Below are 20,750 nucleotides of genomic sequence, written 5' to 3' on the forward strand. Positions count from 1 at the left end.
CGCATGGACGCTGAAGGGCCAGAGGCGGGGCTGCCCCCGGACCGCGAGGACGTGATGGCGGCGCTCCTGGCCCATCAGCGCCGCTTCCTCGCGTTCCTGGAGCGGCGCGTGGGCAGCCGGGCCGCCGCGGAGGACCTGCTCCAGACGGCCTTCGCCCGCACCCTGGAGAAGGGCGGGGCGCTGAAGGATGGCGAGGGCGCGGTGGCGTGGGTCTACCGCCTGCTGCGCAACGCCCTGGTGGACCACCACCGCCGGCAGGCCGCGGAGGGACGCGCGCTGGCGGTGGAGGCCCGCGACGCGGAGGGCGCCGCGTCGGAGGATCCGGAGCTGAAGGCCACCGTGTGCGCGTGCCTGAACGACCTCCTGCCCACGCTCAAGCCTGAGTACGCAAAGCTGGTGCACCAGGTGGACCTGGAGGGGCGCGCGGTGCCGGACGTGGCGCGCGAGGTGGGCATCACCGCCAACAACGCGGGTGTGCGGCTGCACCGCGCGCGGCTGGCGCTCAAGCGTTCGCTGGAGCGCGGCTGCGGCGCGTGCGCGGCGCACGGCTGCCTGGACTGCACCTGCAAGCCCCGGCGGTGAGCCGCGCCCTCAGGGGCACGGGGTCGCGTCGTCGTTGTTGAAGATGTGCACGCCCCCCAGCGGGTCGCCCTGGAAGACGTTCGCCGCGAGCGTGGTGGCCAGGCACGTGGGCAGCTTCGCGTTGTCCACGACGACGAAGTCGTCCGTCACGCGGGCCAGCTCTCCCAGGTTGAAGCCGGTGAGCGCCGGGTTGCCCTGGAGGTTGAGGAATCTCAACTCGCGCAGCGCAGAGAGGTCGCCCAGCGTCGCGAGCTGCTTGTTGCCCAGCACCTCCAGCGTATGGAGCCATGTCACCCGGCTGAAGCCTTCCAGCGACGTCAGCGCGTCGTTGACGGTGAGGGTCACCGCTCCGGTGCCACGCAGCTGGGGCAGGCGGTGCACGCGCTGGAGCTGCGCGTTGAATCTCACGAAGAAGCCCTCATCCACCCGCTGCAACAGGGGCATGTCCCCGGCGCTCAAGAGCCCCGTGTTGCCCTGGAGATGGATGCTGCCCGCGAAGGTGAGCTTGTCGAGCCCCACGGTGTTCTCCAGGCGCGGGTTGCCGATGAGCTCCAGCTGGCCCACGGAGGTGAGCTGGCCCAGGGGTGCCAACTGCTCGAGCAACGCGTTGTTCTTCAACTCCAGCGTGCCGTCCACGGAGGTCAGCTGCTCCAGCCCGAAGGGAGCCGTCAGCAAGCTGTTGTTCGTGATGCGCACGTCTCCGTGGACCCGGGTCAGGTGGACAAAGGGCGTCCGCTTCACCTGGAGGTTGTCCTGGAAGAGGACCGACCCCTGGAGCACGGTGACGAAGGACAGCTGGCCGGGCTCCACCAGCGAGTCGTTCGCGCGCAGGGTGATGCTGTCGCGAGGCTGCACCGCCGCCAGCCCCTCCAGGGTGGGGAGCAGGGGGTTGTCCTCGACGAGGAGGCTGCGCTCGACCCACAGGGGGGCGCTCGCCGCGGTGCCCAGCGTCAATGAATCCAGCAGGGCGTTGGAGCGCACCGCCACGTCGCCGCCCACGAAGCGCAGGGCGGGCAGGGACAACCGCCGCAGGCTGGAGTTGGCAACCACCGTCAGCGCCCCCTGGATGACCGACAGGGCGGGGAGCGAGGCGTCGGTCAGCGTGGGCGCGGAGATGCGCAGCTCGCCCCTCAGGTGGGTGACGCCCTCGAGCGCCACCAGGTCCACGGGGCTCGTCACGACGAACATCCCGTCGTGCACGCGGATGGAATGACACACGTACACGGTCGACGTGAAGCCGCCGGGGTCGGGCGTACCGTCGTGGTTCGAGTCCTGGAAGAAGTCCACGCGCGTGCCACCGCGAGCGCAGTGGGAGCCCGCGGGCTCTGTCTGGTGACGGGCCTTCAGCTCGGAGGGCTCGATGCCGCAGGCGTAGCCGGTGGCCTCGACCTCGGACGGCTCGAGCGCGGTGTCTCCATTGAGGTCGACCCCGGCCTCCACCGCGCTTCCGCCGTTCCCGTCGCCATCGCACGGGGCGGTGAAGGCGGGAATCGAGCGCATGCGTGAGAGCACGGAGGCCGGCTCGTCGCAGGCCAGGACCTCGCGGGAGACCTCCTCGTCCTCCAGCAGGCCGTTGGCGTTGGCGTCATGTCCGGCGTGCGTCACCTGCCCGCCCAGGGCGCACTGCGCGCCGGGGGACACCGGCCGCACGCGCAGGAGCACGTTGGCGACCGTGGTGGCGCAGACGTAGTCGGTGGCGGTGACCTCCGCGTCGTCCAGCTGTCCGTTCGCGTCCAGGTCCAGGCCGGACTGAATCGCCTGTCCTCCGAGCGCGCAGTTCGCTCCGTGGGGCTCGGGCCGCGTGCGGGTGCTCACCTCGGGGAGGGCTGCCGCGCAGATGTAGTCGGTGGCCGTGACCTCCGCGTCGTCCAGCAGCCCGTCGCGGTCCAGGTCCAGGCCGGACTGCACCGCCTGACCGCCGAAGCGGCAGTGCTCGCCCGGGGGCTCCGGGCGCACCCGGGTCTTCGCGTTGCGCTGGGTGACACCCGAGAGGTCGATGGCATCACAGCCGCCGCCGAGGAGCGCCAGCACCGCCCCCCATGCGCTCCACATGCGTCGCATTCGATGCCCTCTCCAGGTCGGGCCCCGACCTTGTCTCCCAGGGAATACGGATGCGGGAGACTTTCCGGGCTGCTGTTCGTAGGGGAGGTCACCCGGCGCCGCAACCCCCTGGAACTCCAGTCACTCCGACGACCCCTTGCGCGCCCTCCTACCGGAAAAATGCCTCGGCCGGGCAGGCGCCGGGCCCGCCTGACGCCCCTCCCTTCAACGGACGGAGCGGGGCGGGTGCCCTTCCGCCGCCGCGCCAGGGGTTTACGCATGTGTAAGAGCGCGCCGGGTGCCGCGTTGGCCTGGGGAAAGGAGGCTTCACCATGGCGCATTCGCATCCGCATTCCCCTGTCTCCGCTTCACCCAGGCCACCGCCCTTCCCGGAGGATGGGGGGCCCGCCATCGACCCCGTGTGCGGCATGGAGGTGGACCCGCGCGCGCCGAAGGGCGGGCAGTGGGAGCACGCCGGGCACACCTGGTCCTTCTGCGGGCCGAAGTGCCGCCAGCGCTTCCAGGCGGACCCCGGGCACTTCCTCCAGCCTCGGACCCCACCTCCCGCCGCCGCGCGGGGCACGGTGTACGTGTGCCCCATGGATCCGGAGGTGCGGCGGGACGCGCCGGGGGCCTGCCCGAAGTGCGGCATGGCGCTGGAGCCCGAGTCGCCGCCCGAGCTGGAGACGCGCGTCGAGTACACCTGCCCCATGCACCCGGAGGTGGTGCGCGACGGGCCCGGCACCTGCCCGAAGTGCGGCATGGCGCTGGAGCCGCGCACGGTGACGGCGCGGGCGCCGGCGGATCCCGAGCTGCGCTCGATGACGCGGCGGTTCTGGGTGGGCCTCGCGCTGAGCGTGCCGCTGATGCTGCTGGGCATGTCGGACATGCTGCCGGGCCAGCCGGTGCAGCACGCGCTGTCGCCCGCGGCGCTGCTGTGGGCGCAGTTCGCGCTGGCGACGCCGGTGGTGCTGTGGGTGGGCGCGCCGTTCTTCCAGCGGGGCTGGGCGTCGGTGCGGAACCGGCACCTGAACATGTTCACGCTCATCGCGCTGGGCGCGGGCGCGGCGTATGTCTTCAGCGTGGGGGCCACGCTGTTCCCGCACCTGTTGCCCGAAGGCGCGCGGACGGGGCACGGCGGCACCGCGCCCGTGTACTACGAAGCCGCCGCCATCATCCTCACGCTGGTGGCGCTGGGGCAGGTGCTGGAGTTGCGCGCCCGCCACGCGACGTCCGGCGCGCTGCGGGCCCTGCTGTCGCTGGCCCCCGCCACCGCGAGGCGCATCGGCGATGACGGCCACGAAGAGGACGTCCCGCTGGCCCAGGTGCACGTGGGCCAGCGGCTGCGCGTGCGCCCGGGTGAGAAGGTGCCGGTGGACGGCGAGGTGCTGGAGGGCGCGAGCGCGGTGGACGAATCGCTCGTCACCGGCGAGCCGGTGCCGGTGGAGAAGGGCCCGGGCGCGAAGGTGACGGGCGGCACGGTGAATGGCACGGGGACGCTGGTGATGCTCGCGGAGCGCGTGGGACGCGACACGCTGCTGTCGCGCATCGTCCAGCGCGTGGCCGAGGCGCAGCGCACGCGGGCCCCCATCCAGCGCCTGGCGGACCGCGTGGCCAGCGTCTTCGTGCCCGCGGTCATCGCGGTGGCGCTGCTGACGGCGGCCGTGTGGGCGGTGTGGGGACCGGAGCCGAAGCTCGCGCACGCGCTGGTGAACGCGGTGGCGGTGCTGATCATCGCCTGCCCGTGCGCGCTGGGGCTGGCCACGCCGATGTCCGTGATGGTGGGGACCGGGCAGGGCGCGCGCATGGGCGTCCTCATCCGCGACGCGGCGGCCCTGGAGCGGATGGCGGCGGTGGACACGCTGGTGGTGGACAAGACGGGCACGCTCACGGAGGGCAAGCCGCGCCTCGTGTCGGTGGAGCCCGCGCCGGGCGTGGACGCGGCCGTGCTCCTGCGGCAGGCCGCGAGCCTGGAGCGCGGCAGCGAGCACCCCCTGGCCGAGGCCCTGGTCGCGGGCGCGAGGGAGCGAGGCGTCGCGCTCGGAGCCGTGGACGGCTTCCAGTCCCACCCGGGCCAGGGCGTCCGGGGCCGCGTGGACGGCCGCGACATCGCGCTGGGCAACGCGGCGCTGATGCGGAGCCTGGGCGTGGAGGCGGACGCGCTGACCTCTCGCGCGGAGGCGCTGCGTGAGGAAGGGCAGACCGTGGTGCTGATGGCGGTGGACGGCCGCGCGGCGGGCCTGCTGGGCGTGGAGGACCCCGTGAAGGCGTCCACGCTGGAGGCCCTGGCGCGGCTGCGCGAGGAGGGCCTGCGGGTGGTGATGCTGACCGGCGACAGCCCCACCACGGCCCACGCGGTGGCGCGCAGGCTGGGCATCACCGAGGTGCTCGCGGGCGTGCAGCCGGACGCGAAGGGCGACGCGGTGAAGCAGCTCCAGGCACAGGGCCGCGTGGTGGCGATGGCGGGCGACGGCGTGAACGACGCACCGGCGCTGGCCCGGGCGGACGTGGGCATCGCGATGGGGACGGGCACGGACATCGCCATGGAGAGCGCGGGCGTGACGCTGGTGAAGGGCGACCTGCGGGGCATCGCGCGCGCGCGCCGGTTGAGCCAGGGCGTTCTGCGCAACATCCGACAGAACCTCTTCTTCGCCTTTGTCTACAACCTGCTGGGCGTGCCGCTGGCGGCGGGGGTGCTCTACCCCGTCTTCGGCCTGCTCTTGAGCCCGCTGTTCGCGAGCGCGGCGATGAGCCTCTCGTCGGTCTCCGTCATCGGCAACGCCCTGCGGTTGCGCCGGCTGGAGCCGTAGTCCTCCCTGCTCCGGAGCGGCGTCCGGGCAGGCGGCCCCGCGGGGCCGGAGGGTCGCGGCCCCGCGCATGCCCACCGTGAAGGGGGAACGGCTTTCTGGCCCGAAAGGACCCCCCATGGCGAACGCCGAATCAGAGCGGGACAACGACGAGCTGCATGAGTGCATCGACCAATGTCTGGCCTGCCACCGCATCTGTCTGGTGACGCTGGCGGACTGTCTGCACCAGGGAGGCAGGCACGCCGAGTCGAAGGACCTCCAACTGCTGATGGACTGCGCGGACATCTGTGAGACGAACGCGCGCTTCATGCTGCGCAACTCCGACCTCTATTCGCGCACCTGCTTCGCCTGCGCGGAGGTGTGCGAGGCCTGCGCCGACGCCTGTGAGCAGCGGAGCGAAGAGGGGCTGATGAAGGCCTGCGCGGAGGCGTGCCGCCGCTGCGAGGCGTCCTGCCGGCGGATGAGCGGTGGGATGATGTCCCAGCCCATCAACCCGGAGGCCGCTCAGCACGCCGCTGACCTGCCCGCCTGAAGGGGGGCGTGCATGGAACCCCAGGCCCATTAGACTGGGAGCATGAATGCCCGCGAGGAAGGCCGCGCCCCCGGTGCGTCCCCCAGTCACATCTCGGTCGTCCGGCTGCCGCACTCGTGGTTCATCCTGTGCACGTCGCGCGAGCTGAAGGACCAGCCGCTCGCGCGCACGCTCCAGGGCACCCCCCTGGTGCTGTTCCGGGGCGAGGGCGGCAAGCCCGGCGCGCTGGTGGACCGGTGTCCCCATCGCAACGTGCCCTTGTCGCTGGGGCGCGTGCGGGAAGGGCAGCTGGAGTGCGGCTACCACGGCTGGCGCTTCGACTCCGGAGGACAGTGCCGGCTCATCCCCGGGCTCGTGGGGGAACCGGAGGCGAAGTCCCGCTGCGCCACGTCCCACGCGGCGCGAGAGCAGGACGGCTTCGTCTGGGTCTACTCCACGCCCGGCGTGGAGCCCACCACGGAGCCCTTCCGCTTCCCGCTGCTGGACGCGCCGGACTACACCACCGTGCGCCGGGTGCTCCGCGCGCCGGGGTCGCTGCACGCGGTGCTGGAGAACACGCTGGACGTGCCGCACACGGCCTTCCTCCACGGCGGCCTGTTCCGCACCGCGGAGAAGCGCAACGAAATCGACGTGGTGGTGCGCCGGAGCGCGGACCGCGTGGAGGCGGAGTACCTCGGGGAGCCCGCGCCCAAGGGCCTGGTGGGGCGGCTGCTCGCGCCGGGCGGCGGGGTGGTGCAGCACTTCGACCGCTTCCTGATGCCGTCCATCGCGCAGGTGGAGTACCGCATCGGGGAGCGGAGCCACGTCCTGGTCAACTCCGCCATGACGCCGGTGGGGGACTGGGACACGCTCGTGTACGCGGTGGTGACGTTCAAGCTGCCGGTGCCACGCCTGCTCCTGAAGGCCGCGCTGCCCTTCGTCCTGCCGGTGGGGCTGCACATCTTCGGTCAGGACGCGCGCATCCTGGCGAAGCAGACGGACTCCATCCGCCGCTTCGGCACGGAGTCCTACGCCTCCACCGAAATCGACGTGCTGGGCCCGGGCATCCTGCGCCTGATGCGCGCCCAGGAGCGCGAGCGGACCGCCCCTCCGCCGGACACGGTGCACGAGACGCGCGTGCGCATGCGCACGTAGCGCCTGGGCCCCGCTGTCCAGGCCGGGTCAGGTGGGGCGGGCCTGCGGCCGGGGCTGGACGAGCTCCGTGGAGAAGTAGCGCTCCATGCGGTCGGGGAACACCGTCACCACCTGCGCCTGCGGGCCCAGCCGCTTCGCCGCCTCCACCGCCGCCGCGTAGTTGAGCCCGGAGGACGGGCCCACGGGGAAGCCGCGCCGGATGAGCGCGCGCGCGGTGCGCATGGCCAGGTCGTCGGAGACGTCCAGCTCCACGCGCCCCGGCAGGTCCGCTTCGCGGTACAGCTTGGACAGGCCGTCCACCACGCCCGGCACGCGCGCGCTGAAGCTGCAACACTCGATGTCGCAGCCCAGCCCGGCGATGGGCCGCGCGACGAAGGCCGTCACCGGACAGCCCGCCTCCGCGAACGCCTGATACAGCCCCACGATGGTGCCACCCGTGCCCACGCCGCTCACCACGCCGTGCACCAGCCCGCCCGGCACCTGCGCCAGAATCTCCTGCCCCGTCCACACGCGGTGGGCCTCCGCGTTGTCCGGGTTCTCGAACTGGCGGGGCGCGTAGCCCCCGCGCTCCTTCGCCAGGGCCTCCGCGCGCGCGATGGCGCCCCGGATGCCCTCCGCGCGCGGCACCAGCTCCACCTCGCCGCCGTAGGCGCGGATGGCGATGAGCCGCTCCTCCGTCACGCCCTCTGGCATCACCGCCGTGAAGCGGCAGCCCATCTGCGCGCTCGCCAGCGCCATGGCGATGCTCGTGGAGCCGCTGGACGCCTCCACCACGTCGCCGCCCGGGCACAGCTCGCCCAGCCGCCAGGCCTTCTCCAGCATGTACCGCGCGATGCGGTCCTTGGTGGAGCCGCTGGGGTTGAGGAACTCCAGCTTGCACCAGATGGTGGGGCCCTCCGGGTCCAGCCGCACGGGGACGAGCGGCGTGGGCCCCACGGCCTGGAGGAAGCGACCATCAGCGGGGAGCGGGCGGCAGGGAGGGCGCATGGGTCATCCCTATCGCGAAACGCGCCAGGGGGGGAGTCACCCTCTGTTGGCCAGCGAGCGGCGACGACCGCCCGTCCCCCTGGCTGTCCTCCCACGGAAGACATTTTCCCACGCGCGACACTTGGCGCTCCGAGGGCCAGCCATTACGAAGGAGGGCCACGGTTCTCTTCCGCCCGCATGTCGCCTCCAGCGCCCATCATCCTGAACGTCAACGACGACCTGGCCAGCCGCTACGTCACCACCCGCGTCCTCTCCCTGGCGGGCTTCCAGGTGTTGGAGGCCGGCACGGGCGGTGAAACGCTGGCGCTCGCGGACGAGAACACGGACCTCGTCATCCTGGATGTCCGGCTGCCGGACATGAGCGGCCTGGAGGTGTGTCGGCGCCTGAAGTCCTCCTCGCGCACACACAACGCGCTGGTGCTGCACCTGTCCGCGCAGGCGGTGGGGGCCGCGGACCGGGCGCAGGGGCTGGAGCACGGCGCGGACGCGTACCTGGTCGCGCCGGTGGACCCCGAGGAGCTGGTGGCCCAGGTGCACGCGCTCCTGCGCCTGCGCCGCGCCGAACGCGAGGTGCGCGTCCTCTCCGACCAGGTGCAGCGGCAGCGGCGGCTGCTGGACCTGGCCATGTCCGCGGCGGCGGACCCCATCTCCCTCTACGACGGGGACGGCACGCTCATCTTCGCCAACCAGGCGGTGGCCGCGTCGCGCGGGACGCACCACGTGCACCAGCCGGGCCTGAGCATGGACGCGCTGTGCGCGATGGACCCCCAGCTGGAGCCCTACGCGAAGGCGCTGGACGCGGCCCGGCGCACGGGGCAGGTGCAGCGCGGCCGCATCACCCTGTCATCGGACCGGGGCCCGCGGCACTTCGACTACACGATGTCCCCGGCCACCGGGCCCACGGGCGCGGTGGAGGCGGTCATCGCCACCGGGCAGGACGTCACGGAGGTGCGCCACGCGGAGGACTTCCGAGAGCAGTTCCTGGGCATCCTGGGCCACGACCTGCGCAACCCGCTCAACGCGCTGTCCATGTCCGCGCAGCAGCTCCAGCGCCAGGGGGAGCTGTCGGACCGGCAGCGCGTCTTCACCGGGCGCATCCTCACCAGCGCCCAGCGCATGGACCGGATGATCCGCCAGCTCCTGGACTTCGCCCGGGCGCGCCTGGGCGCGGGGCTGCCGGTGGTGCGCGCGGGGTGCGACCTGTTCGACGTGGTGCGCGGCGCGGTGGAGGAGTCGCGCGCCAGCCATCCCCACCGCGAGGTGCTGCTGGAGGTGCGGGGCGACGGGCGCGGCGACTGGGACGCGGATCGGCTGGAGCAGGTGGTGGGCAACCTGATGTCCAACGCGCTCAAGTTCAGTCCCCCAGAGACGCCCGTGCGGGTGGGCGCGGAGGGGCTGGAGGGCGAGGCCGTCGTGTGGGTGCACAACCTGGGCGCGCCCATCGCTCCGGAGCAGCTGCCCCACCTCTTCACCGCGTGGCGCCGCGCCGGCCGCAGTGAACGGGAGCGGGGCGTGTCCGCGGGGTTGGGGTTGGGGCTCTACATCACCGAACAGCTGGTCCGCGCCCACGGCGGCGGCGTGCAGGTGAGCTCCACGGAGGAGCGGGGCACGACCTTCACGGTGAAGCTGCCCCGCCAATGACGCCGGGAGATGTGCCCACTCGTTGACGGATGCGGCGCGTCGGCACTTCCGGATGCGCGGGGGCGACACCACCCTGAGGGCATGGTCCCATCCGAAAAGCGAATCTTCGCCCAGAGCGTGGACGCCCTCTTCGTGCGCGCGTTGGGGCCGCACCTGACACGGGACGGGCGCCAGCGCCTGAAGGCCGTGGGGTTGGACCTGGCGGCGCCGCTGCGCCACAACTATTCGCTGGAGCAGTGGCGGACGTTCCTGGACGTGGCGGCGCGGGACGTGTTCCCGGGCCAGCCAGCGGAGGCCGCCTACCTGGAGCTGGGCGCGCGGTACCTGAAGGGCTTCCAGCAGACGTCCGTGGGGCGGGCGAGCATGCAGCTCGTGACGCACCTGGGGCCGGAGAAGACGCTGGAGCGCGTGCCGTACAACCTGCGCGCCGGCAACAACTTCAACGAGGTGCGGGTGGAGGAGCTGTCGAAGCAGGCCGCCACCCTGTGGGTGAAGGACGTGCTGGCGGACACGCCCTTCTTCGCCTGCGGCTTCCTGGTGGAGACGCTGCGCGCGTCGGGCGCGGGCTCACCGGAGGTGACGCCCCTCGCCTTCGACGGGACGGCGGCGACGTACCGGCTGACGTGGACGGAAGCGAAGGCGCGGCGGCCCACGGGCACGGTCGCGCCGGTCCGCAGGCTCTACGGGTAGCGCACGGGCGCGGGCGGATCATCCGGCGGCAGGGGGATGAACTCCGTCTCCTGCGGGACGGCGGCGAAGCGGCCCTCCTTCCAGTCCGCCTTGGCGGCCTCCAGGCGCTCCTTGGAGGACGACACGAAGTTCCAGAACAGGTAGCGCGGGCCGTCCATGGGCTCGCCGCCCAGGAGCATCATGCGCGCGGGGGCCTCCGCGCTCAGGATGATCTCACTGCCCGGCTTGAACACCAGCAGCTCGCCGGGCTGGAAGCGCGTGCCCTCCACGTCCACGGTGCCTTCGACCAGGTAGAGGCCGCGCTCCTCGTATTCGGTGGGGAGCTTGAGCCGCGCGCCGGCGTCCAGCTTCGCGTCCGCGTAGAAGAGGGCGGAGTGGGCGCGCACGGGGGACTTGCCGCCGTGCACCTCGCCCGCGATGACGTGCAGGTGGACGCCCTCGCCCTCGACGACGGGCAGGGTGTCGGTGGGGTGGTGGACGAAGGCGGGGGCGGTCTCCTCGTGCTGCTTGGGGAGCGCGACCCAGGCCTGGATGCCGAAGAGGCGGCCGCCGGCGGCGCGGGTCTCGGGGTCGGTGCGCTCGGAGTGGGCGATGCCCTGGCCCGCGGTCATCCAGTTCACGGCGCCGGGGCGGATGTGCTGCACGCTGCCCAGCGAGTCGCGGTGGAGGATCTCGCCCTCGAAGAGATAGGTGACGGTGGCCAGCCCGATGTGCGGGTGGGGCCGCACGTCCAGGCCCCGGCCGGGGTCGAAGTCCGCGGGGCCCATCTGGTCCAGGAAGATGAAGGGGCCGACCATGCGGCGGCGCGCGGAGGGCAGCGCGCGGCGCACGTGGAAGCCGTCGCCCAGGTCGCGAATGCGGGGGACGATGAGCGTCTCCAGCGAGGGAGGGGGTTCACGCCCCTGCAGATCCTCTTCCCAGCTCATGGTGTGGCTCCTTTTCGAGGGGGCCCAGTCTGCCTGGGTTCCCGTCCCGCGCGGCCACTTTCTCCCGGACGTTCCACGCTCGGACGCTTCGCTCGGACCCGGGTGGGGCGGCACCGTTGGACGCCGTGCTTTCTCCGGGGTGGATCCGCGTTTAGCCTGGGCCTCACCATGTCCCCTGGGCTCATCGGGCTTGCCGTCGCGGCCGCCGTGGCGCTGACACCGCTGACGCTCCGGGCGTGGCGCCGCGCATGGGCCCGGCGTCGCTGGCGGGCACTGGGCCCCATCCTGGAGCTGTCACCGTTCCCGGCGTCCACGCGCGTGCTGTTGGCCGGCCGCTACCGGGGCCATCCGGTGGAGGTGTCCCTGTCGCGCACGGGGGCCTCACGGCTGCGGCTCATGCTGGGGACGAAGCTGCCTCAGGACTTCGCGCTGCTCCCCCAGGGGCGGGGTCTGCGTTGGCGCGGGGCCTCGAAGGAGCGGGACATCCAGGTGGGCCAGCCCGCGCTGGACGCGGCGTTCCTCATCCAGGGCGCGAACCCAGCGGCGGTCATCCGGCTGCTGGGCGAACCCGGCGTCCGCGACGCGCTGATCCGGCTCCAGGCGCGCGGCGTTCCGTTCCAGCTCCAGGGGCAGGAGCTCATCGCGTCCCCCATGGGCTCGCTCTCCGAGGCGTCCGTCCGGGAGCTCCTGCGGGACCTCGCGGGGGTCGCTTCCGCGCTCCAGTCCACGGCGGAGCACCACCGCGCGCTGGCGGCGTCGGCGCGGGAAGCGGTCCAGGACAGCGCGCCTGCCACGGGGAAGGTGCTGGCTCCGGCCGTCCGGAGGGACTTGGACTTCCAGCAGTTCGTCAGGATCCGCGAGGAGTTCAGCAGGCGGTGGGTGGTGCACAACACCCTGGTGATCGCGAGCGGTGTCGTGGGGCTGCTGGGCGGGGGCCTCTGGCTCGTCCTGCGGCGCGGGCCTCCTCCGGAAGGGTGGGACCTGGCGGGGGTCCCCTTCGCCGCGGCCTTCACCTTCGCCAGCCTGACCTACATGTTCAGCGCGTATTTCCAACTGCTGTGTCCGGGATGCGGGAACGACCTGCACGACTACGACAACACGGACTCGGACGGAGCCCCCAACCTGTCGCTGGACCGCTGTCCGCACTGTGACGTCGTGCTGCGGTGAGCCGTCGCTCCAGCCTGGACCGAGGTTCGTCCTTGGGGGCGGAATCGAACCCCGCCCGACCCATTCGTGAGCGCGCTACCCCAGCTCGGCGTCCAACTGCTGGTAGCAGGCCTCCATGCCCTGGTCCATGCCGGACGCGAGCGCGCCATCACGGGCCACTTTCGTGTCGTACGTTTGCGTGATGCGCATCGTGGTGACGCTGCCTTCCTCGGAGAACTCGTGCTTCTCCAGCAGCGAGCCGATCTCCTGACCCGACCCCAGCGCCATCGTTTCGGTGTGAACGGCCCGTTCGTGCAGGACGACCTCCGTGAATTTGCCCCGGAGCGTCATGGCCGGGTCGGCCTCGTCGCTCTTCCAGGCCATGTCGAGCGCGCCGCCCACGCGAGGCTCGCATTGGCAGGTGGTCAGGGCATAGCCCGGCGGAGGAAGCATCCAACGGCGCATCTTGTCCGGAGTGAACATGGCCTCCCACACCAGGCGACGAGGCGCGTTGAACGCGCGGATGAGGATGATGGTGGTGTCCGTGGGCGTGGAGATGTGCAGGCTTTTGGGGGAGGTGGCGGGGATGGGGCTCATGAGCTGGTCCTTGTGACTGACAGTTGGAAAGTGAGAGCGGCCGCGGCGAGGCGGCGGTGAAAACGCTCAGCGGCGACGAGCCCGCGATTGCTCGTCGGAGCTCATCTCATCGAGCAGCGAGTCCAGCGCCTCGAACCGAGCCTCCCAGCTCCGGCGGAACGACTCGGTCCAGAGCATCGCCTCCTTCAGCGGCGCGGCCTCCAACCGGCAGAAATGCTGCCGCCCGGCGACGCGGCGACGGACGAGCTTGGCGTGCTCCAGCACGCGCACGTGCTTGGTCGCCGCCGGGAAAGTCATTTTGAGGGGTGCGGCAAGCTCGCTGAGGTTGCGCTCCCCGCCCGACAGTTGGCGGATGATCGCGCGCCGAGCGGGGTGGGCCAGGGCGTGAAAAACGACGTCCAGCCGGGGCGAGAGATCTGAAACCATGTGGTTTACTATACCAACTGGTTTCACGAGATCAACCGCGTAGAGCGCATGTGGAGCGCATAAGGAAGGATAGGGGCAGTGTTGAAGGGAACGGGCGAGAGCAGGGAGGCAGGGGAGGGCTGCTGACGAGTGCCGAGTGCCACGCCGATGCGTCCATCACGCGGTCCTCATCCACCGCATCCTCGACAGCGCCTCGGTCCCCTCCGGACTGCTCGCGATCGCCAGCGCTCCGCGAGTCCATCCCTGCACCGCAACGGCCTCGGGCTCATCGCCTGAGGCCGTTCGAGAGCCACGATCGTTGGTTTAGCGCTCGAGCAGTGCCTGCTCGCGCTCGTTCGACTGGAGCCAGGAGGAAGGGCGCTCCTGGAGCTCGGCGATGAAGGGCGGGCGCGAGTTCAGCTCCCAGCGCAACTGGAGCGTCGTCCACTGGCCGTCGGCCTGGAAGTCGTATTCCCAGTGCTCGAACGCGCGCTCCACGTCGTCGGAGAACTCGGTCACGTGATGGATGAGGTCCGGTGCTCCCACCCGTTGGAGGACTTCCCAGGCCGACATCGTCTTCTCCAGGGTCGCTGCCCGCTCGCGCCGGTCCGGCAGGCACTCTGGGACCGCGTACCGCTCATTCTTCGCGTCGAGGAAGGAATAGGCCGCGAAGCCTCGGGGCTGGACCCCCAGCCGCCGGAGGGACTGCTGGACGATGGGGCGGAAGGTCTGCTCCTCCAGGGACGCCTCGCGAAACACGGAGCTGCGCGAGACGCTGCTCCAATCCTCCACGGCTTCCCACTGCTGGAGCAGCGGCAGGCACGCGTGGATGCGGTGCGCTCCCACCAGCACGACGGCGCCCACCACCCGGTCGAGGTCCTTCCGCAGCTCGCTGGAGACCTCCTTCCGCGGAGCGGTGAATGACTTCGACAGGTGCGCTTGAACCTCCTGGAGCCGCTCCGTCAGCATCGCCAGCAGCGCGGTCGCATCGCGCTGCTCCGCGGCATCCCATTCACGCGCCCGGACATCCGCCTCCGGGAGGATGGCCGCGTGGGTGAGGTCGAGCACCAGCCGCTGCCCTCGGTGTGTCCGCCAGATGAAGAAGTCCGTCTCGGCGTCGCGGAAGAAGTAGGGCCACGCATGCTTCGACCAGAACAGCCCCGCGGTCGTGGACGTGGCGTGGTCTGCCCGCCACGCATCGCGTCCCACCTTCCCTGCCCTGGGACCGAGGATGTCCACCCGAAGCACGTCGCGCCCCGACGGAGCCACGGCGATGAGCTGGGGGCCGTGGGTCCGGAGGATGGACCAGCCCGTGTCCGAGACGAACAACTGGTGCGGACTGCTCTCGTTCCACTGCTGCCACCGCTCCCAGACAAGGCGAGGCTCGGCGCTCCCGGGCATGTGTTCGAGCAGCTGGAAGCGGAACTCGTTCTGGAACGCGGTGCGCCTGCCCCACCACCAGGAAGCCTTCCGCCCGCCGCGTCGGAGGATCGTCCCGTTGTGGGGCGAGCGGGCCGTCAGGATGAAGCGCCCGCTGGGCGAGTGGGTCTCCAGGTCGGAGAAGAAGACTCGGGTCATCCGGATGAGGCTATCGCGCCGCGTCCCTTGGCACAGACCCCCGTCTGGAGGGCGGCCCAGGCCGCGGGAGGGAGGCACCGGGCGTACGTTGACGACGCGCTGTACCTGTGTTCAGGCTGGCCTCTGGGAGCCCGCCATGTCCCCTCAAATCCACCTCGACTTCGCGTCCGAGTTCGCGGCCCATCCGGCGCTCGCCGCCTTCCACCCGGTGGTGCGGCGCTGGTTCGCCTCGCGCCTGGGTGAGCCCACCCGTCCGCAGGTGGAGGGCTGGCCGCTCATCCACGCAGGACACGACGTGCTCATCGCCGCGCCCACGGGCAGCGGCAAGACGCTCACGGCGTTCCTCGCCGCGCTGGACTCGCTGTTCCGTCTGGCGCTCGAGGGCACGCTGCCCGACCACACGCAGGTCCTCTACGTGTCGCCGCTCAAGGCGCTGGGCAACGACGTGCAGAAGAACCTCCTCCAGCCGCTGGAGGAGCTGATGACGCTGGCGCGCGAGGAGGGCTACTCGCCCCAGCCGCTGCGCGTGCAGGTGCGCACCGGGGACACGCCCGCGGGCGAGCGCGCGCAGATGGTGCGCCGCCCGCCGCACATCCTCATCACCACGCCGGAGTCGCTCTACCTCTACCTCACCGCGGACCGCGCCCGGGCCACCCTGCGCAACGTGCGCACGGTCATCGTGGACGAAATCCACGCGCTCGCCCGCGACAAGCGCGGCAGCCACTTCACCCTGTCGATGGAGCGGCTGAAGGCCCTCACCGACGTGCGGCCCCAGCTGCTGGGGTTGTCCGCGACGCAGAAGCCGCTGGACGCCATCGCGGGCTTCCTCACGGGCGCGTCGCTCACGGAGTGCAAGCGCGTGGAGGTGGGCCACCAGCGCCCGTGGGACCTGAAGGTGGAGATCCCGGACGCGGAGCTGTCCTCGCTCGCGAGCCACGAGATGTGGGGACAGGTCTATGACCGCCTCATCCAGCTCTCCGGCGAGCACCGCACCACGCTCATCTTCGTCAACACGCGCAAGATGTCGGAGCGCGTGGCGCACGACCTGGGGGAGCGCCTGGGCCAGGAGTGGGTGGCCGCGCACCACGGCAGCATGTCGCGAGAGATGCGCCTGTCGGCCGAGGAGCGGCTGAAGGCGGGCCAGCTGCGCGTGATGGTGGCCACCGCGTCGCTGGAGCTGGGCATCGACGTGGGCAACGTGGACCTGGTGGTGCAGCTGGGCACGACGAAGGCCATCTCCGTGCTGCTCCAGCGCGTGGGCCGTGCGGGCCACCACAAGGCGGGCATCTCCAAGGGCATCCTCTTCGCGATGACGCGCGACGAGCTGGTGGAGTGCGTCGCGCTCCTCAACGCCGTGCGTGAAGGCGATCTGGACGCGGTCCGCATCCCGAAGAAGCCGCTGGACGTGCTGGCGCAGCAGATCGTCGCCGCGTGCGCGTGCGAGGAGTGGGACGAGCGCGCCCTCTTCAGCATCTTCCAGCGCGCGTACCCGTACCAGGACCTCACCTGGGAGGAGTACCAGCAGGTGCTGGAGATGCTGTCGGAGGGCGTGGCCGAGCGCCGGGGCCGCGGCAGCATCCACCTGCACCGCGACCGGGTGAACCAGCGGCTCAAGGGGCGCCGGGGCGTGCGCATCACGGCGCTCACCAACGGCGGCGCCATTCCGGACACGTTCAGCTTCAGCGTCACCGCGCAGCCGGAGGGCAAGGTGGTGGGGACGCTGGACGAGGACTTCGCGGTGGAGTCCTCGCCCGGGGACATCTTCCTGTTGGGCAGCACCGCGTGGCGCATCCAGCGGGTGATGGGCAGCACGGTGATGGTGGAGGACGCGAGGGGGGCTCCGCCCAACGTGCCCTTCTGGCGCGGTGAGGCGCCGGGGCGCACGGATGAGCTGAGCCTCCAGGTGGGGCGCCTGCGTGAGGAGCTGCTGCGCCACGACGACCCCGCGGGCTTCCTGGAGAAGCTGCTCCGGGTGCCGCCGCCGGCGGTGGACGCGCTGTTGGGCTACCTGCGGTTGGGGAAGAAGATGCTGGGCGACGTGGTGCCCAGCCACACGCAGATCGTCGCCGAGCGCTTCTTCGACGAAGCGGGCGGCATGCAGCTCATCATCCACGCGCCGTTTGGCAGTCGCATCAACCGTGCGTGGGGCATGGCGCTGCGCAAGCGGTTCTGCCGCTCGTTCGACTTCGAGTTGCAGGCGGCGGCCACGGAGGACGGCATCCTCCTGAGCCTGGGGGAGCAGCACTCGTTCCCGCTGGCGGACATCTTCGACTTCCTGCACCCGGACAACGTGGAGGAGGTGCTGGTGCAGGCCATCCTCCAGGCGCCCATCTTCGGCACGCGCTTCCGGTGGGTGGCGTCGCGGGCGTTGACGCTGCACCGGATGATGGGGGGCAAGCGCGTGGCGCCGAACCTCCAGCGCGCGCGCAGCGAGGACCTGCTGGCGGCGGTGTTCCCCGCGCAGGTGGGCTGCCAGGACAACCACGGCGGCGGGGACGTGGAGCTGCCGGACCACCCGCTGGTGAAGCAGACGATGGACGACTGTCTGCGCGAGGCGATGGACATCGACGGCCTGCGGGAGGTGCTCCGGCGCATGCGGGACGGGAGCATCCAGCTGGTCGCGCGGGACGTCCCGGAGCCGAGCGTCTTCGCGCACGCGCTCATCAACAGCCAGCCGTACACCTTCCTGGACGACGCGCCGGCCGAGGAGCGCCGCGTGCGCAACGTGGCCTTGCGCCGCGCGATGCCGGCGGAGGACGCGGCGGCGTTCGGAGCGCTGGACGCGAACGCCATCCGGCAGGTGGTGGAGGACGCGGCGCCGCCGATGCGCGACGAGGACGAGCTGCACGACGCGCTGTTGCAGCTGGTGTTGGTGCGGGCGTCGGAGGTGCCGCGGGGCCTGGAGACGGGCCTTTTCGAGCAGGGCCGGGTGGCGTGGCTGGAGCGGCAGGGGGCGCGGTTCCTGGTGTCGGCGGAGCGGGGCAACGCGGTGCGGGTGCTCTTCCCGGACGTGGAGACGCAGCCGGTGTTGCCGGTGCTGGCGCATGACCGGCCGGTGGAGCGCGAGGCGGCGGTGCTCCAGGTGGTGCGTGGGCGGATGGAGATGGTGGGGCCCACGACGGTGACGGAGCTCGCGCGGCTGACGTTGTTGGACCCGGACGACATCAACGTGGCGCTGCACGCGTTGGAGAGTCAGGGCAGCGTGCTCCGAGGCCAGTTCCGCGCGCAGGACGACGTCCCGGTGCCGAGGGACGCGGACGGCGGCCCGGTGTTGGAGTGGTGTGACCGGCGGCTGCTCCAGCGCATCCACCGGCTGACGGTGGGGCGGCTGCGCCGAGAGATTGAACCGCTGAGTCCGCAGGACTTCATGCGCTTCCTGTTCCGGTGGCACCACTTGGAGGACGTGGACGCGCTGCGAGGGTCCACGGGCCTGCTCAAGGCGGTGCGGCTGCTGCAGGGCTACGAGGCGCCAGCCTCCGCGTGGGAGCGCTTCCTGTTGCCCGCGCGCATGAGCGGGTACACGCCGGACCTGATGGAGCGCGCGTGCTACGCGGGCGAGGTGGCGTGGGGGCGGGTGACGCTGAAGGATCCGCCGAAGCCTCCGGGGCCGCGCCGGGGAGCACCGGTGGAGGCGCCGGAGCCGGTCGTGGCGAAGCGGGCGTCGCCCACGCGCAACGCGCCGCTGACGTTCACGGTGCGGGAGGACCTGGAGTGGATGTTGGCGGCGGCGCGTCCGCACACGGTGCTGGCGGACGGGGGTGTGTGGATGCCGTCGGACCTGAGCGCGGCGGCGAAGGACGTGGTGGGGGTGTTGGAGCGGCGGGGCGCGTGCTTCTTCCAGGACCTGGTGTCGCGGGCGCGGCGGTTGCCGGCGGAGGTGGAGGACGCGCTGTGGGAGTTGGTGGCGAAGGGGCTGGTGACGGCGGACGCGGTGCAGAACCTGCGCATCCTGCAGAGCCCGGCGCACCGCAAGCGGCAGAAGCTGCTCAACCGGGGAGGGCCGGGCCGCTGGAGCCTGCTGGCGCCGTCGGAGCCGAAGTCGCAGGAGGAGGTCACGGAGGCGCTGGCGAAGCTGTTCCTCCAGCGCTACGGCATCGTCTGGCGCGACCTGGTGATGCGCGAGTCGTTGGCGCCGACGTGGCGGGAGCTGCTGTTCGTGTACCGGCGCATGGAGGCGCGAGGTGAGCTGCGAGGGGGACGCTTCGTGTCGGGCTTCGTGGGGGAGCAGTTCGCGTTGCCGGAGGCCGTGGACATGGCGCGGGCGGTGCGGCGCGCGCCTCCGTCAGGGGTGCGCGTCCAGCTGTCCGGAGTGGATCCGTTGAACCTCACGGGCGTGGTGACACCGGGGCCGCGAGTGGCCGCGCTGCCGAACAACGTCGTCACCTACGTGGACGGGATTCCGCAGGGCGTGGACGCGGTGGAGGACGCACCGGAGAACGAGGACGCGGAAGTCGACGCGGCGCTCGCGCAGGTGAACTGAACCCCTGCTCTGGAATCGAAAAGGAGATGCTTGATAGACATTCTGCGGTCACTTGGTGTGGCGGGGCCGCGAATGCAGACGCACCTGTACTGGATGCTGTTCCTCGTTGGGCTGGGGTGCTCGGCGCCTCATCCGGACATTCGGGTGCGTCAGCTCTCCAATGGAATGTATGAGGTCGATGGACCCCTCGCAGGGCCTTTCGAGACCCGAGAGGAACTGGCGCAGGTTGCCTGTGAGCGAATGATTCAGATGCCGGGTGCGTCGACCCTGCATGGCCGTCAGGGCAAGGAGTATTGCGCGCTCTGGTACTACTCCCCGCAGCAGCGGGCATACTTCCTCAGCTACTTCTCGGACGTCAGCGGTGATGGCGTAGGCGGAAGAAAGTTCTGCAAGGTGCCGTTGGCCCTCCAGGATGCCAACACCCGTGACCCCGTTATTCTTGGACCCGCGCACCCGCACCCGCACAGCTGGGAGTTCTCACGAGAGGACATGGGCGCGAACCGCGAGCCGAATTGGTCGCCCTGGGGCGCTGCTCGATTCGTGGACAAGTCCGGGCGTATCTGGGAGCACGAGTTGCTGCTCTTCTATGGGCCTCGTAATGGAGGATGCCTTGCATATGATTACAACTATTCCTCCCAGGTCGTGTCGGCCTTGAGAGGTGGGAAGTGGATCCCCATTGGGAAGGCCTCTGGGACGGCAGGGGATTTCAGCTTCGACCTGTTCGAGGGGCAGTCATGGTTGCCGTAGTCGTTCAATGGGAGATCGCGCGATGAGGATGGCCGCGCTTGCTGCGTTGCTCTGCATTTCCCTGACCGGGTGTTCGCTGCTCGGGTATCACAAGGCGAAGAAGGCCTCGTGGGCTCCTCCTGAAGAAGCTGCCGCCGTGGTGTTCCCGAATTCATTCAAGGAGGGAGCCCATTTGAGTGGCCCCATGATGGCCGCGCTCGAAGTGGCGATGAATGAATTCCTGCCGCCCGGAGCGGAACTCAAGACCCAGGACCCCGACAAGCGCATGGCGGAATGTCTCTCCAGGAGGAGCACCTTCGACACCCATGTCCTCCAGGCTGGGAACGATCTGTTCTTTGTGTGGTTCTCCCCGGACACGTCACGCTGCGGCCTGAGCGAGCCCATCCTGGATGGAGGCGCCGTCTACGCGATCGACGGACAGGGAAGGATCTTGGACCGGAGATAGCGGGTACAGGGGG

The 20,750-nt window shown here is 71.1% G+C and carries 16 protein-coding genes; 10 read left to right on the top strand and 6 right to left on the bottom strand.

Translation table 11 applies throughout. The features are described from left to right. The first annotated feature begins 3 nt into the window (after nucleotides 1–3). Nucleotides 4–582, top strand: coding sequence for an RNA polymerase sigma factor (locus tag FOF48_RS32080; RefSeq protein WP_143908015.1), 579 nt, complete (start codon nucleotides 4–6; stop codon nucleotides 580–582). Between the two features lie 9 nt (nucleotides 583–591). On the opposite strand, the gene FOF48_RS32085 is transcribed toward FOF48_RS32080, so the two are convergent. Beyond that, nucleotides 592–2,643, bottom strand: a complete 2,052-nt coding sequence (locus tag FOF48_RS32085) for a leucine-rich repeat domain-containing protein (RefSeq protein ID WP_143908017.1) — start codon at nucleotides 2,641–2,643, stop codon at nucleotides 592–594. A 311-nt stretch (nucleotides 2,644–2,954) separates the two neighbouring features. On the opposite strand from FOF48_RS32085, the gene FOF48_RS32090 reads away from it, so the two are divergent. The 3 genes from FOF48_RS32090 to FOF48_RS32100 all read left to right on the top strand — a co-directional run bounded on the left by FOF48_RS32090 (nucleotide 2,955) and on the right by FOF48_RS32100 (nucleotide 7,095). Continuing rightward, on the top strand, nucleotides 2,955–5,432 hold the full coding sequence (locus FOF48_RS32090; protein ID WP_143908019.1) for a heavy metal translocating P-type ATPase: 2,478 nt from the start codon (nucleotides 2,955–2,957) through the stop codon (nucleotides 5,430–5,432). A gap of 115 nt (nucleotides 5,433–5,547) precedes the next feature. Next, on the top strand, nucleotides 5,548–5,961 hold the full coding sequence (locus tag FOF48_RS32095) for a four-helix bundle copper-binding protein (RefSeq protein WP_143908021.1): 414 nt from the start codon (nucleotides 5,548–5,550) through the stop codon (nucleotides 5,959–5,961). Nucleotides 5,962–6,003: 42 nt separating this feature from the next. Further along, a complete protein-coding gene (locus FOF48_RS32100) occupies nucleotides 6,004–7,095 on the top strand; it encodes an aromatic ring-hydroxylating dioxygenase subunit alpha (protein ID WP_143908023.1) in 1,092 nt (363 codons plus the stop codon). A gap of 27 nt (nucleotides 7,096–7,122) precedes the next feature. On the opposite strand, the gene FOF48_RS32105 is transcribed toward FOF48_RS32100, so the two are convergent. Then, nucleotides 7,123–8,082: a PLP-dependent cysteine synthase family protein gene (locus FOF48_RS32105; RefSeq protein WP_143908025.1), complete on the bottom strand. Its 960-nt coding sequence runs from the start codon at nucleotides 8,080–8,082 to the stop codon at nucleotides 7,123–7,125. Between the two features lie 177 nt (nucleotides 8,083–8,259). Here FOF48_RS32105 and FOF48_RS32110 point away from each other — a divergent pair, with 177 nt between their 5' ends. Then, nucleotides 8,260–9,723 (top strand): ATP-binding protein, encoded by a 1,464-nt coding sequence (locus tag FOF48_RS32110; protein ID WP_143908027.1) that lies wholly within the window; start codon nucleotides 8,260–8,262, stop codon nucleotides 9,721–9,723. Between the two features lie 81 nt (nucleotides 9,724–9,804). Beyond that, nucleotides 9,805–10,413, top strand: coding sequence for a DUF2378 family protein (locus tag FOF48_RS32115; protein ID WP_143908029.1), 609 nt, complete (start codon nucleotides 9,805–9,807; stop codon nucleotides 10,411–10,413). Here FOF48_RS32115 and FOF48_RS32120 read toward each other — a convergent pair. After that, nucleotides 10,404–11,339, bottom strand: coding sequence for a pirin family protein (locus FOF48_RS32120; protein WP_143908031.1), 936 nt, complete (start codon nucleotides 11,337–11,339; stop codon nucleotides 10,404–10,406). The genes FOF48_RS32115 and FOF48_RS32120 overlap by 10 nt on opposite strands. Before the next feature lie 168 nt (nucleotides 11,340–11,507). Between FOF48_RS32120 and FOF48_RS32125 the strand changes: the two genes are divergently transcribed. Further along, a complete protein-coding gene (locus FOF48_RS32125; protein WP_143908033.1) occupies nucleotides 11,508–12,506 on the top strand; it encodes a zf-TFIIB domain-containing protein in 999 nt (332 codons plus the stop codon). Nucleotides 12,507–12,581: 75 nt separating this feature from the next. Here FOF48_RS32125 and FOF48_RS32130 read toward each other — a convergent pair whose 3' ends face one another. The 3 genes from FOF48_RS32130 to FOF48_RS32140 all read right to left on the bottom strand — a co-directional run bounded on the left by FOF48_RS32130 (nucleotide 12,582) and on the right by FOF48_RS32140 (nucleotide 15,065). Further along, complete coding sequence (locus FOF48_RS32130; protein ID WP_143908035.1) at nucleotides 12,582–13,082, bottom strand: SRPBCC domain-containing protein; 501 nt, start codon at nucleotides 13,080–13,082, stop codon at nucleotides 12,582–12,584. 66 nt (nucleotides 13,083–13,148) lie between these two features. Then, entirely contained in the window at nucleotides 13,149–13,508 is a 360-nt protein-coding gene (locus FOF48_RS32135; protein ID WP_143908037.1) for a helix-turn-helix transcriptional regulator, read from the bottom strand. A gap of 303 nt (nucleotides 13,509–13,811) precedes the next feature. Continuing rightward, the gene (locus FOF48_RS32140) at nucleotides 13,812–15,065 is read right to left on the bottom strand and encodes a hypothetical protein (RefSeq protein WP_143908039.1); all 1,254 of its coding nucleotides are present in this window, start codon (nucleotides 15,063–15,065) and stop codon (nucleotides 13,812–13,814) included. A gap of 136 nt (nucleotides 15,066–15,201) precedes the next feature. On the opposite strand from FOF48_RS32140, the gene FOF48_RS32145 reads away from it, so the two are divergent. The 3 genes from FOF48_RS32145 to FOF48_RS32155 all read left to right on the top strand — a co-directional run bounded on the left by FOF48_RS32145 (nucleotide 15,202) and on the right by FOF48_RS32155 (nucleotide 20,737). After that, a complete protein-coding gene (locus FOF48_RS32145) occupies nucleotides 15,202–19,545 on the top strand; it encodes a DEAD/DEAH box helicase (protein ID WP_143908041.1) in 4,344 nt (1,447 codons plus the stop codon). Between the two features lie 72 nt (nucleotides 19,546–19,617). Further along, the gene (locus tag FOF48_RS32150) at nucleotides 19,618–20,292 is read left to right on the top strand and encodes a hypothetical protein (RefSeq protein ID WP_143908043.1); all 675 of its coding nucleotides are present in this window, start codon (nucleotides 19,618–19,620) and stop codon (nucleotides 20,290–20,292) included. A 28-nt stretch (nucleotides 20,293–20,320) separates the two neighbouring features. Next, nucleotides 20,321–20,737, top strand: coding sequence for a hypothetical protein (locus tag FOF48_RS32155; protein WP_235685271.1), 417 nt, complete (start codon nucleotides 20,321–20,323; stop codon nucleotides 20,735–20,737). The last annotated feature ends 13 nt before the right edge of the window (nucleotides 20,738–20,750 follow it).

Origin of the sequence: Corallococcus sp. Z5C101001, from assembly GCF_007352635.1 — a bacterium.
GTDB classification, from domain to species: Bacteria; Myxococcota; Myxococcia; order Myxococcales; family Myxococcaceae; genus Corallococcus; species Corallococcus silvisoli.